Below are 12,606 nucleotides of genomic sequence, written 5' to 3' on the forward strand. Positions count from 1 at the left end.
TTTCCGCTACCTTTCAAGCTAGCGAATGGGAGCAAGCGTGACCGACGAGATCTCTATCCTGCTGACACGGCTTGCGCAGCAGGACCGCGTGGCCCTGAAAATGCTGTACCCGAAAGTCGCCCCGAAACTTATGGGTTTGCTGACCCGTATGTTAGGCGACAGGGCAGATGCGGAAGACGCCCTGCAAGAGGTGATGATCCGCCTCTGGCAACGCTCTGCAAGTTATGATCCGCAGAAAGGCACCGGGATGGGCTGGGTATGCGCCGTGGCGCGCAATCATGCACTGGACCGTTTGCGCGCGCGCCCTGCCGCGCGCGGGCACCGCCTTGTGACCACCGACGGCGATGCCCGCGATGTGTTGGACAGTGTCGCAGACCCCGCCATCGGGGCAGAGGACCAGTCGATCCTGCGCGCCCGGATGCAATCGGTGATCGCCTGCTTCGATGAGTTGCCCGAAGATCGCGCCCGTGCCGTCAAGGGCGCCTATCTGATGGGGCAATCCTACCAAGAGCTTGCCGCGCAATTCGATGTGCCGCTGAACACGATGCGCACATGGCTGCGCCGCGCTCTCATCAGCCTGCGGGAGTGTCTGGACCGATGACAAACCCCCATGACCAAGATGACGACCTGCTGGCCGCCGAATATGTGCTGGGCCTGCTTGATGCCGATGATTGGCGCGCGGCGCATGAACGCGCGGCGCTCGATGGGGGCTTTGCCGCCCGCGTGCGCGATTGGGAAATCCGGCTGGACGGGTTGAACACAGACTTCCCGGAAATGCCCGCGCCGGACCTGCTGCCACAGATCGAAGCACGGCTCTTTCCGGCACCTGTGCAACCTCCGCGCGGCGCGGGGCTTTGGCGGTGGCTTGGGGCCGGGTCGATGGTCGCGGCGCTGGCCATTGGGTTGGCCGTCCTCTCGCCCGTGTTGCGCGCACCACAAGCGCCGCTGCTGACCGCCGAACTGGTGGCTGAGGATCGCGCGCTGGTGCTGGCGGCCAGTTTTGACGGCACGCAGCTTCGCCTGCAAGCCGACGGCCCAGAAGCAGGCGACGGGCAAGACTACGAGCTATGGGTCATCGGGGCCGATGGCGTGCCCGCATCGCTTGGCCTGTTGCGCGGCGGTCTGTTTGAAACCCAAGCCGCGCTGGAAGCAGGGCAGGTTCTGGCGGTCAGCTTGGAACCCGCAGGCGGTTCTGACACCGGGCTTCCGACCGGGCCGGTGCTGGCAACTGCGGAACTTCGCGAAAGCTGAACGCGCTCACGCACCTGTGATCGCGAAGTCTCGCCTGCCTGAAACTTCGCGGCAGACCACTTCGTTCTCCTGACATGGGCGCAGACCGCGCCCGGCAAACAGCCACAACGGGAGAGAGAGAATGAAACTTGCCACCCTGACCGCTACCATCGCGCTCGCCGCCAGTGCGGCCTTTGCCAACCCGATGGTGGGCGGCGCGCCCATGCTCGACACGCGCAATATCGTGGAAAACGCGGTCAATTCCGCCGATCACACCACGCTGGTTGCCGCCGTGCAGGCCGCTGACCTCGTGGACGCGCTGCAAGGCCCCGGCCCGCTGACGGTGTTCGCCCCCGTCAATGCCGCGTTCGACGCCCTGCCCCCCGGCACCGTGGACACGCTGCTTCAGCCGGAAAACAAGGGCATGTTGCAAAAGGTGCTGACCGCGCATGTCGTGGCAGGCAACCTGTCGGGCGCTGAACTGATGCGCCGCGCACGCGCAAGTGCCGATGGGTTCTTCCACATGGAAACCCTGTCGGGTGATGCGCTGAGTGCGCAGATGCGCGGGCGCACGTTGTGGATTTACGACGAATCGGGCAATGCCGGGCGCGTCACGATCAGCGATGTGAACCAGTCCAACGGTGTCATCCACGTGGTCGATACGGTTCTGGTGCCCCGCTAAGACCACCGCGCGGCGTGCGTCCTGCGCGCGCCGCGTCAGCTTCTGCGCAAACGCTCGGCCGATTCGTGGATGGCCTTGTATTGCCCGCCAACCCGGTAGGCATACAGGTATTCCGGCAACACCGCCGACATCGGCGTCGGCGTGATCCCCAGATCGTCGAATCCGCGCGCGCCATCCGACACCACGTTGTCACGCGCCAGGTTGCGCACCTGGTCCCGCGTCAGCACGCCGTTCGTGAACAGCCCGAAGCTGACCTTTTGCAGAATATCAAACACGGTGCCCATGATCCGCGCCACGAAGAACGGCACGTTCACCAAGATGCGCTTGCGCCGGATTTCCGCCAGCATCTTCTGCATCAGGTCACGGAAGCTTGCGACCTCTGGCCCGCCAAGCTCGTAAATGCCGGGTTCCACACCCTTGGTCAGCGCCAGTTCCGCGGCGGCGGCCACGTCATCCACATAGACCGGCTGGAAGCGCGTATCGGCACCGACCATGGGCAGGAACGGACTGAAGCGCGCCATGCCCGCGAAACGGTTGAAGAACTCGTCCTCGGTGCCGAAAATGACAGAGGGGCGCAGGATGACCGCGCTTGGCATGGCCTGCTGCACCAACGCTTCGCCCTCGGCCTTGGTGCGGGAATAATCGCTGTCGGAATGCGCATCGGCCCCGATGGCAGAGATTTGCACCATGGACGTGATGCCTTGCGCGGCAGCGATCCGGGCGATGCGGCCCGCACCTTCGGCCTGGACAGTGTCGAAGCGATTCTTGCCCACTTCGCCCAGGATGCCCACGCAATTCACGACCGCATCCGCGCCCTGCATCACGGCTTTCACCGACGCATCGTCGCGGATATTGCAGAACACTGGCTCTACCTGCCCCGGCACGCCGTAGGGTTTGACATGAAGCGCCTCGTTCGGGCGGCGCACCGCCACGCGCACGCGCCAGCCTGCCTTGGCCATGCGCCGCGCGATATAGCGCCCGACAAAGCCCGATCCGCCGTAAATCGTGACCAGTTTCGACATGCCGACCTCCGCCTGTTTCGCCCTAGTGAATACAAGCGCACACCGCTTACGGCAAGGGCGTCGGGCTTTTTTCAAGCGGCGCGCATTTTAGCGCATTTCAGGCGTTGACAGTGCCCGATGCCAAATCTAAAAGCCCGCCTACGCAACCTGCCCAGGTGGCGGAACTGGTAGACGCGCTAGCTTCAGGTGCTAGTGCCCGTACGGGCGTGGAGGTTCGAGTCCTCTCCTGGGCACCATATTCCAAGGCTTTGTCTGGAATTGGCCAATACATCGGGCAGGTTGCGATATCCCCCTAACACCGCAGGGTAGGTATGCCCGGATCGTGGACCCGGGCACCGTCTTTTGCTTAGTCGAACATGTCGGGCTGATCTTCGACCAACTGGTTCCAGATGGTCTGGAAATGCAGCCAGCCGATATAGTCGCTGCCGACATGTTCGCGCGAATACCGAGCGCGGTCGGCGGGGATATAGGTCGGTTGAATGCCGCTGGCCGCGATGTCCAACTGTTGCTTACAGCACCGCTCGAGCGCGATGAACCAGAAGGCTGCCGATTCGATGCTGTGGCGGCTGGCGGTCAGCAACCCGTGGTTCTGGTGTAGCGCCGCTTTCACGCCCTTGAATGCCTTGGCCACATTGCTGCCAGCGTGATTTTCCACCGCGACGGCACCGGCTTCATCCCCGATGATGACGTGATCCTCGAAAAACGCGCAGGCGTCTTGCGTGATGGGCTCGATAGGGCGGCCCGTGGCGCACCATGCGGTGCCATAGACCGTATGCGCGTGGCACATCGAGATGATGTCGGGATGTTCCTCATGCACATTCGCGTGCAGCACGAAGCCCGCGCGGTTCACGGCATAGTTGCCCTCGACCACCTTGCCCGCGTGGTCCACAAGGATGAGGTTCGACATTTTCACCTTGGCGAAATGCACGCACATCGGGTTGGTCCAGTAAAGTTCCGGATGTTCGGGGTCACGCACCGTCAGATGCCCCGCAAAGCCGTAATCGAACCCGGCCTGCGCAAAGGCACGGCAGCTTGCCACCAGCCGCTCCTTGCGGTGGCGGCGTTCATCGGCAACATTGTCGAATTCGGGCAGTTCGGGAAAGATCAGTCCTTCCTGCTCGGGTTGATAGATCGAGACACGATTTCCAAGGTCCAGCATGACAGCCCCTTTCTGACGGCTTGGCGAAACTCTGGCGCGCAGTATCATGGGTGGGGTGGTGCCCGGTCAATTCTGCATCTGGAATGACTGTTATCGCCGCCGCGACGGGGGAACGCATGAAAGACGACCGACTGATCGCCATGCGCGTGTTTCAGGCCGTGGCCGAGACCGGGGGTTTCACCGCTGCCGCGCGGGCGCTTGGGGTCAGCCAGCCTTTCGTCAGCCAGACCATCGCCCGGCTGGAAGAGCGGCTGGGCGTCAGCCTGCTGCACCGCACCACGCGCGGGCATTCGCTGACCCCCGAAGGCGCGGCCTATCTGGACGGGTGCCGCCGCGCGATCGACAGCGTGGACCAGGCAGAGGCGGTGCTGCAAACCAGCCCCGACCAGGTGGCGGGCATGTTGCGCGTGTCTGCACCGCTGGCCTTTGGGTTGGACCGTATCACACCCATTCTGCCGCTGTTTCTGGCGCAATACCCCAAGGTCGACCTGGAGCTTGTTCTGACCGATGACAGCGTCAACCTTGTCGAGGACCGGGTCGATCTTGCCATTCGCATGGGCCAGTTGACCGATTCCAGCCTGCGCGCGCGGCGGTTGTGCCCGTTGCGGCGCATCGTGGTGGCCGCGCCCGCGCTTGTCGCGCAGCATGGCCTGCCGCAGACACCCGCCGATCTGGCGCGCTACCCTTGCCTGTGTTGGGACGGGGCGCGCGCGCATCTGAACCTGTGGCAATTCGAAACCCCGGACGGCCCCTTCCGGTTCGAAGCCAAGGGCCGCTTTCGCAGCAATGCGGGCATGGCGTTATTCCAGATGTGCCGCGACGGGGTCGGGATCATGCGCTGCGCCGAACATCTGGCCCGCCCCGCGATTGCCCGCGGCGAGTTGGTCGGCCTGCTCGAGGAGTTTACCCAGCAGGATGACGCGGCCTTTCACGCCGTTTTCCTGCCCGGACGCGCCACGCAACCCCGCCTGCGCGCCTTTCTGGAGTTTCTGGTCGCTCAGTTCGCACAACCCGACTGGTAAGGCCGAAGCATGCCAGAGTCGCCTTATTCGCGCAGAAGGCCGCGCAGATAGGCACCATAGCCCGTTTTGGCATAGACATCGGCACGCGCCCGCAGACCATCGGGCGACAGCCAACCCCGTTCGAACGCAATCTCTTCGGGGCATCCGACCTGTGTGCCTTGGCGGTCTTGCAGCGTGCGTACGAAATTCCCGGCATCCAGCAAACTGCCATGGGTTCCCGTATCCAGCCACGCATAGCCGCGTCCCATCGCCTCTACATTCAGTTTGCCATCGCGGCGGTAGGATTCCAGCAAATCCGCGATTTCCAACTCGCCACGGGGCGAGGGACGCACCGCGCGCGCCCGTTCCGGCGCGGTTTCATCCAGGAAATACAACCCCGTCACCGCATAATTCGATGGCGGCTTGGCGGGCTTTTCGATGATCTCGCGCACCGTGCCGTCGGGCGCAAAATCGACCACGCCATAACGTTCGGGATCGCTGACACGGTAGCCAAACACCGTGCCGCCCGACCGTGAATCAGCTTGGGCCATCTTGGCAGGCAAGCCGTGCCCGAAAAAGATATTGTCACCCAGCACCATGGCCGACGGCGCACCGGACAAGAAATCCTCGGCCAATATATAGGCCTGAGCCAGCCCCTCGGGCTTGGGCTGCACGATCCAGTCAAGCGCGATGCCCCATTGGCTGCCATCCCCCAAAAGGCGCTGGAACTGCGCCTGATCTTCATCCGTGGTGATGACCGCGATCTCGCGGATGCCCGCCAGCATCAGCACCGACAGCGGGTAATAGATCATCGGCTTGTCATAGACTGGCATCAATTGCTTCGACACGCCCTGTGTGATCGGCCACAGGCGTGACCCTGTGCCGCCGGCGAGGATGATCCCTTTACGCTGTGTCATTCTACTGCTCCAAGCTCGGCCAAAACCTGCGCCACGCCCGCACGCCAGTCGGGGCGCGACAGGCCAAACCGGGCAAGCGACGTGCAATCCATGCGCGAATTCAACGGGCGGCGCGCGGGGGTGGGGTAATCAGAGGACGGAATGTCGTTTATCCGGCACGCCAGCCCCGCCTGCGCCATGATCTCGCGCGCGAAGCCCGCCCAGCTTGTGTCGGGCGCGCCTGCGAAATGGTAGATACCAGATTTCTCCGGCGCGGACTGCAACTGGTCCAAGATGGTCAGGCACGCGCCTGCGATGTCTTGCGCGGGCGTCGGCCCTCCGATCTGGTCCGCAACCACATTCAGCGCATCGCGCTCGCGCGCCAGACGCAGCATGGTTTTCAGGAAGTTCGCCCCATGCGCCGAGAACACCCAGGATGTGCGCAAGATGGCATAGGTGCCGCCAGCCTGCGCCACGCCTTCTTCGCCCAGCAGTTTGGACCGCCCATAAGCGCCCAGCGGCGCAGGCGGGTGGTCGGGCGCAAAGGGGGCGTCCCCGGCACCGTCGAACACGTAATCGGTCGAGATATGCACCAAGGGCACCCCAAGGCGCGCAGCAGCCTGCGCCATGGCGGCAGGGGCTTCGCCATTCACAAGGGTCGCGAGCGCCTCGTCCTCTTCGGCGCGGTCTACGGCCGTGTAGGCAGCGGCATTGATGATCCCGCTGGGCCGCAGATCAAGGATCAGGTGACGGCACGCGGCCGCATCGGCCAAATCGGCCCGGTCCCGGCCCACACAGAGCGCATCCGGCGCGGCGCGGGCGATCTCGGTCGCCACCTGCCCGGTTTTGCCAAAGACAAGGATCATGCCTTGACCCCCAGCCGTTCGCCAACGCCCGCGCGGTTTTGCAGCGCGCGCCACCAGTCCTCGTTGGCCAGATACCAGTCCACGGTCCGCGCCAGCCCCTCTTCCACGGTCACAGACGGGCGCCAGCCCAGTTCCGTGCGAATGCGCGTCGGGTCAATGGCATAGCGCGCGTCATGGCCGGGGCGGTCGGGGACAAAACTGATCTGGTCGGCATAGCTGCCCTGTGGCTTGGGGCGTTTTTCGTCCAGAATAGCGCAGAGCGTTTGTACCAATTGCAGGTTCGTGCGCTCGTTCTCGCCGCCGATATTGTAGCTGCGCCCAATCGCACCCTTCTCGACCACCAGCAACAGCGCGTCGGCGTGATCCTCGACAAACAGCCAGTCGCGCACGTTGGACCCGTCGCCATAGATCGGCAGGGGTTTGCCCGCCAAAGCGTTCAGGATGATGACCGGGATCAGCTTTTCGGGGAAGTGATACGGGCCGTAATTGTTCGAGCAATTGGTCAGCACCACCGGCAGGCCATAGGTATGGTGCCACGCCTGCACCAGATGATCGCTTGCCGCCTTGCTGGCGGAATAAGGGCTGCGCGGGTCGTATGGGGTTTCTTCGGTGAACTGCCCCGTCGCGCCAAGGCTGCCGAAGACCTCATCCGTGCTGATATGGTGAAAGCGGAAGCTTTCGGGACGGCCACGGCCCACCCAATAGGCGCGCGCGGCTTCCAGAAGCGTGTAGGTGCCGGTGATATTCGTTTCAATAAACGTGCCCGGACCGTCGATAGAACGGTCCACATGGCTTTCGGCGGCCAGATGCATGATAGCATCGGGCTGGTGCTGCGCCAGGATGCGGTCCATCGCTGTTCGGTCGCAAATGTCTGCGTGCTCGAAATGGTAAAGCGGGCTGTTTGCCACAGGTGCCACATTGTCCAGACAGGCGGCATAGGTCAGCGCGTCCAGATTGACGACCTCATGCCCACGCGACACCGCCAGACGCACCACAGCAGAGCCGATAAACCCTGCCCCACCCGTAACCAATAGCTTCATAACCCGGCACTACCCTTCATACACAAATGGCGATTCGAATGCGTCGAACGGTGTTGCAGCGGCGTCCTTGTCCGACAAAACCGGGTCAGAGACGCCCCAGTCTATGCCCAGACTGCTCCACAATACGGCCCCGTCGCATTCGGGCGCGTAATAATCCGTGCATTTGTAGTTAATTTCGGTATCCGGCAAAAGCGTGACGAAGCCGTGCAGAAATCCGGGCGGCACCCAAAGCTGGCGACCGTTCTGCTCGGTCAGTTCTTCGGCCACCCATTGGCCGTAGCGGGGCGAGCCGCGGCGCGCATCCACCGCAACGTCCAGAAGCGCCCCGCGCGCGCAGCGCACCAGCTTGCCCTGGGCATGGGGCGGGCGTTGGAAATGCAGCCCCCGAAGCGTGCCGACCTGCGCCGACATGGAATGATTGTCCTGCACGAATTCCGGCAGGTCCAGCCCGGCCCCGGAGAGGGTTTTCTTGTTCCAGCTTTCGCTGAACCAGCCCCGCGCGTCGCCAAAGCGGCGCGGGGTAATCAGTTTCACCTCTGGCAAGGCGGTTGGCGTGATCTCGACCATATGCGGCTCCGGCGTGGTTATGAAACCGGGCTAAAGCCCATCGACGCATATGTCGAGTGTTTGCCGCTATCCGCGCAAGCTGCCGCCCGTGGCTTTTTCAACCTTGGCCACGATCTTGGCGCCTACGGCGTCAATCTCTTCATCGGTCAGGGTTTTGTCGCCGGGTTGCAGACGCACGGCAATCGCCAGCGACTTGCGGCCCTCGCCAAGTTGGGCGGCGGCCTTGTCGCCGGTGAATTCGTCGAAGACCTGCACATCCGCGATCAGTGCCTTGTCGGCCCCCATCGCGGCGTTGACGACCTGCGCAGCCTCGACGCCGGCATCCAGCACGAAAGCGAAATCGCGTTCGACCGCTTGCAGGCGATTGCCCGACAGCGCGCCGCGGGCGGTTTTGCGCGCCTTCGGCTGCGGCGGGTTTTCCACCAGCACGGTCAGGGCCATGACGGCCCCTTTCAGCCCATAGTGGCGGATTATGCGTGGATGCACCTCGCCAAACAGCGCCAGCGGCAGTTTCGGGCCAAGCGACATGACGCCCGCACGCCCCGGATGGAACCAGTCGGGCAGGTTGCGGGTGATCTGCATCTTGGCGGGCGCGCCGATGGCGGCCAGAACCGCCTCTGCATCGGCTTTAGCGTCATACAGGTCCACCGCGCGGCGGCTGCCGAACGGATCGCGGCCTGCATTCGCCCCGACCAGAATGGCCGTCGCGTGGACATGCTGCTCGCCCGGTTCGCCACCGTTGAACGCCGCGCCGACTTCGAACAGGGCCAGATCCATCACGCCACGGGCCTGATTGCGCGCGGCGGCTTGCAACAGCCCCGGCAACAGGTCGGGGCGCAGATGCGTCATCTCCGAGCTGATCGGGTTTTGCAGCTTGGTCGCGTCCGCCCCGCCCCCGAACAGCGCGGCGCTGTCCGCGTCGATAAAGCTATAGGTCACGCATTCATTGTAGCCCAAGCCGGCCAAAGCCCGGCGCGCCGCGCGTTCACGCAGTTGCAACGGCGTCAGAATGGCCCGCGGGACGCCCGCTTGCGGGCGCGGCAAGGGTTGGGCTTGCAGCTTGGTCAGCGAGGCCACCCGCGCGATTTCTTCGACCAGATCGGCAGAGCCCAGCACATCGGGCCGCCAGCTGGGCGGGCTGGCCTGATCGCCGTTCAGGGTGAAGCCCAGCGCTTCCAGCGTTGCGCGCTGATCTGCTTCGGGAATGTCCATACCGACGAGCGACGCCACGCGGCCCGCGTCAAACGCATAGCTGCGCGCGGTGTCGGGGATCGCGCCATCGACCACGACCTCGGACGGCACGCCGCCGCATAGGTCCATCACCATGCGCGTGGCCAGTTCCAGACCGTCCAGCGTGAAGGCCGGGTCCACACCACGCTCGAACCGGTAGCGGGCGTCGGAATTGATTTTCAGCGCGCGGCCCGTGGCGGCAATGGTGATCGGGTCCCAATAGGCGGATTCGATGAAGACATCGACGGTGCCGTCCGAACAGCCAGATGCCGCGCCGCCCATGATACCGGCCAGGCTTTCCACGCCCTGATCGTCGGAAATGGCCATCTGGCCCGCGCCAAGGGTGTAGGTCTTGTCATCGAGCGCGAGGAATTCCTCGCCGCCCGCGGCGGGATGAATGCGCAGGGCACCTTTCACTTTGGCCGCGTCGAACACATGCAACGGGCGATTCAGGTCGAAGGTGAAGAAATTGGTAATGTCCACCAGCGCCGAGATCGGACGCAGGCCGATCGCGCGCAACCGCTTTTGCAGCCAATCGGGCGAGGGACCGTTCTTCACGCCCCGCACCACGCGACCCGCGAAGATGGGGCAACCCTTTTCCTTCAGCGCGGGCGCGATTTCCACGCCGATGGGGCACGGGAATGTGCCTGCCACGGGGTCAATTGCCAAGGGCTTCAGCTTGCCCAAACCCCGCGCGGCCAGATCGCGCGCAATGCCGCGCACGCCCAGCGCATCGGGGCGGTTGGGGGTGATCGCGATGTCGATCACCGGGTCATTCAGACCGGCATAGTCGATATACCGCACGCCAAGCGGCGCATCCGCTGGCAGGTCGATGATCCCGTCATGGTCATCCGAAAGTTCCAGTTCCCGCTCGGAGCACAGCATCCCGTTGCTGGCCTGACCGCGAATGACGCCCGGTTTCAGATCGACCCCGGTGCCCGGCACATGTGTGCCCACGGGCGCGAAGACACCCACCAACCCAGTGCGGGCATTCGGCGCGCCGCAAACGACCTGCACCTCTTCCGAGGGGGCATCGGGGCCGTTTGGCCACGCCTCGACCCGGCACAGGCGCAGGCGGTCGGCATCGGGGTGCTGGACGGCCTCGATCACGCGCGCGATGGTGAATGCGCCCAAGCTGGCGGCGGGGTCCGTCACCTCTTCCACTTCCAGCCCCAGATCGGTCAGCGCATACAGCACCTCTTCCAGAGTGGCTGTCGTCTCCAGATGGTCCTTCAACCAGGACATGGTGAATTTCATGGGTCCGTCCCCGGCCTGTTAGTCTGTTGCCGCCCCCGCCTAGCGCGAAACGGGGGCAGGGAAAAGCCGATCAGCGCGATGCGCGGTCGTCGCCGTCGTCATCTTCGTCATCGTCGGGCAGGTTGAAGAAACTGTCCGCGTCGGAATAATCGGCAGAGGATTTCTGCTCGTCCTCTTCCGATTTCAGATCGCTGACCGTGAAATTCTCCAGCCCGGCGATGCCGGCGGGCATTTTCGGTTCTGCATCCATCTCCAGCGACTGCTCGGTCGAGACGAGCTTGCGGCGCTCTTCATCGGACATGACGCGGCCTTCCTTGGCCAGTTTCTCGGCGGCCTTGCGCACTTCCTTGTCCAGTTCGGATTGCTTGCACAGGCCCAGCGCCACCGGGTCGATGGGTTGCAGATTGGCAATGTTCCAATGTGTGCGCTCGCGGATGGCGGCAATGGTGGAATTCGTTGTGCCGACAAGGCGACGGATCTGCGCATCGGCCAATTCCGGGTGGAACTTGACCAGCCACAAGATGGATGCGGGACGGTCCTGACGCTTGGACAGCGGCGTGTAGCGCGGGCCACGGCGCTTTTCCTCGCCTTCGGCGGCGGGGTTGTATTTCAGCTTCAGCGCGTAACGGGGGTCTTTCTCGCCGCGCTCGATCTCGATCGGGTCAAGCTGGTTATTGGCGATCGGGTCGAAGCCCTTCACGCCGCCCGCGACATCGCCATCGGCAATGCCCTGCACTTCCAATTCGTGCAGGCCGCAGAAATCCGCGATCTGCTTGAAGCTGAGCGTGGTGTTGTCCACCAGCCACACGGCGGTGGCCTTGGCCATAAGCGGTTTCGACATGAGCGACGCTCCTGTATCTGGTAAGCGCTGCGCGTGACGCGCGCGCATGGGTTATCACGTGCCGGGAACCGGCTGCAGGGGGCCCTGCACTCCTCGCTATCGGGGGATGGTGGCGTTATAGCCAAGTCGGGCTGCAAGGGGAAGGGCAAATGCAAAAGCTGTTTCGCAAGGCTTTGGGCGTTCTGGCAGTGGGTCTGGTGGCCGGGGGCTACCTGCTGGTGGACCGCGCCGACAGCCGCGAGCGGGGGGATTACTACCTGCTGGCGCTAAGCTGGGTGCCCAGCTGGTGCGAGGCCGAAGGCGACGCACGCGATGCCGCGTCCTGCGACACAGATGCGGGCTGGCAGGTGCACGGGCTTTGGCCACAATATGAGGATGGCGGCTGGCCCGAATTCTGCGAAACCGACGCCCGCGACCCCAGCCGCGCCCAGACCGCGGCGATGGCCGACATCATGGGCGATGGCGGTCTGGCGTGGTATCAGTGGAAAAAACATGGCCGATGCAGCGGGCTTAGCCCCGAGGTCTATTTCAAGGCCACCCGCTACGCGTTCGAGCGGCTGACATGGCCCGCCGCGCTGGCAGAGGTCAACCGCGAGACCCGCACCTCGCCCGACACGATCGAAGCGATTTTCCGCGAGGCCAACCCGGAATACGGTCCCGACATGGTGATCGCGACCTGCCGCGAGGGCAACCTTCAGGAGTTGCGCCTGTGCCTTGGGCCGGACCTGTCCCCGCGAGATTGCGGCGAGGATGTGCTGGAACGCGCCTGCCGCGCGCGACAGGTTACGTTGCCACCCCAAAGATAAGGCGGGCGG

At 64.1% G+C, this 12,606-nt stretch carries 13 protein-coding genes and 1 tRNA gene; 6 read left to right on the top strand and 8 right to left on the bottom strand.

Annotated elements, in window-relative coordinates; genetic code table 11:
• The first annotated feature begins 37 nt into the window (after positions 1-37).
• The 3 genes from J1C52_RS09030 (at position 38) to J1C52_RS09040 (ending at position 1,912) form a co-directional block, all read left to right on the top strand.
• A complete protein-coding gene (locus tag J1C52_RS09030; protein ID WP_227427612.1) occupies positions 38-601 on the top strand; it encodes a sigma-70 family RNA polymerase sigma factor in 564 nt (187 codons plus the stop codon).
• Complete coding sequence (locus J1C52_RS09035; protein WP_227427613.1) at positions 598-1,251, top strand: anti-sigma factor; 654 nt, start codon at positions 598-600, stop codon at positions 1,249-1,251. Before J1C52_RS09030 ends, J1C52_RS09035 begins: the two co-directional genes overlap by 4 nt.
• A gap of 121 nt (positions 1,252-1,372) precedes the next feature.
• The gene (locus J1C52_RS09040; RefSeq protein WP_227427614.1) at positions 1,373-1,912 is read left to right on the top strand and encodes a fasciclin domain-containing protein; all 540 of its coding nucleotides are present in this window, start codon (positions 1,373-1,375) and stop codon (positions 1,910-1,912) included.
• A gap of 35 nt (positions 1,913-1,947) precedes the next feature.
• On the opposite strand, the gene J1C52_RS09045 is transcribed toward J1C52_RS09040, so the two are convergent.
• Positions 1,948-2,934, bottom strand: coding sequence for a complex I NDUFA9 subunit family protein (locus J1C52_RS09045; RefSeq protein WP_227427615.1), 987 nt, complete (start codon positions 2,932-2,934; stop codon positions 1,948-1,950).
• 149 nt (positions 2,935-3,083) lie between these two features.
• Between J1C52_RS09045 and J1C52_RS09050 the strand changes: the two genes are divergently transcribed.
• Positions 3,084-3,170, top strand: a tRNA-Leu gene (locus J1C52_RS09050).
• Positions 3,171-3,280: 110 nt separating this feature from the next.
• On the opposite strand, the gene J1C52_RS09055 is transcribed toward J1C52_RS09050, so the two are convergent.
• Positions 3,281-4,093, bottom strand: a complete 813-nt coding sequence (locus tag J1C52_RS09055; RefSeq protein WP_227427616.1) for a class II aldolase/adducin family protein — start codon at positions 4,091-4,093, stop codon at positions 3,281-3,283.
• Positions 4,094-4,209: 116 nt separating this feature from the next.
• Here J1C52_RS09055 and J1C52_RS09060 point away from each other — a divergent pair, with 116 nt between their 5' ends.
• Positions 4,210-5,115 (top strand): LysR family transcriptional regulator, encoded by a 906-nt coding sequence (locus tag J1C52_RS09060; RefSeq protein ID WP_227427617.1) that lies wholly within the window; start codon positions 4,210-4,212, stop codon positions 5,113-5,115.
• A 23-nt stretch (positions 5,116-5,138) separates the two neighbouring features.
• Here the strand turns inward: J1C52_RS09060 and rfbA are convergent, their stop codons facing one another.
• The 6 genes from rfbA to J1C52_RS09090 form a co-directional block, all read right to left on the bottom strand.
• Positions 5,139-6,011: a glucose-1-phosphate thymidylyltransferase RfbA gene (rfbA, locus tag J1C52_RS09065; protein WP_227427618.1), complete on the bottom strand. Its 873-nt coding sequence runs from the start codon at positions 6,009-6,011 to the stop codon at positions 5,139-5,141.
• Positions 6,008-6,856 (bottom strand): dTDP-4-dehydrorhamnose reductase, encoded by an 849-nt coding sequence (gene rfbD, locus J1C52_RS09070; protein ID WP_227427619.1) that lies wholly within the window; start codon positions 6,854-6,856, stop codon positions 6,008-6,010. The genes rfbA and rfbD overlap by 4 nt, the downstream gene beginning before the upstream one ends.
• A complete protein-coding gene (rfbB, locus tag J1C52_RS09075; protein ID WP_227427620.1) occupies positions 6,853-7,896 on the bottom strand; it encodes a dTDP-glucose 4,6-dehydratase in 1,044 nt (347 codons plus the stop codon). The genes rfbD and rfbB overlap by 4 nt, the downstream gene beginning before the upstream one ends.
• A gap of 9 nt (positions 7,897-7,905) precedes the next feature.
• On the bottom strand, positions 7,906-8,463 hold the full coding sequence (gene rfbC, locus J1C52_RS09080; protein ID WP_227427621.1) for a dTDP-4-dehydrorhamnose 3,5-epimerase: 558 nt from the start codon (positions 8,461-8,463) through the stop codon (positions 7,906-7,908).
• A gap of 66 nt (positions 8,464-8,529) precedes the next feature.
• Complete coding sequence (gene pheT, locus J1C52_RS09085) at positions 8,530-10,950, bottom strand: phenylalanine--tRNA ligase subunit beta (RefSeq protein ID WP_227427622.1); 2,421 nt, start codon at positions 10,948-10,950, stop codon at positions 8,530-8,532.
• Positions 10,951-11,020: 70 nt separating this feature from the next.
• Positions 11,021-11,791: a DUF1013 domain-containing protein gene (locus J1C52_RS09090; RefSeq protein WP_227427623.1), complete on the bottom strand. Its 771-nt coding sequence runs from the start codon at positions 11,789-11,791 to the stop codon at positions 11,021-11,023.
• Positions 11,792-11,940: 149 nt separating this feature from the next.
• Here J1C52_RS09090 and J1C52_RS09095 point away from each other — a divergent pair, with 149 nt between their 5' ends.
• On the top strand, positions 11,941-12,597 hold the full coding sequence (locus J1C52_RS09095) for a ribonuclease T2 (RefSeq protein WP_227427624.1): 657 nt from the start codon (positions 11,941-11,943) through the stop codon (positions 12,595-12,597).
• Positions 12,598-12,606: the final 9 nt, after the last annotated feature.

Source organism: Roseibaca sp. Y0-43 (genome assembly GCF_020667835.1).
GTDB lineage: Bacteria > Pseudomonadota > Alphaproteobacteria > Rhodobacterales > Rhodobacteraceae > Roseinatronobacter.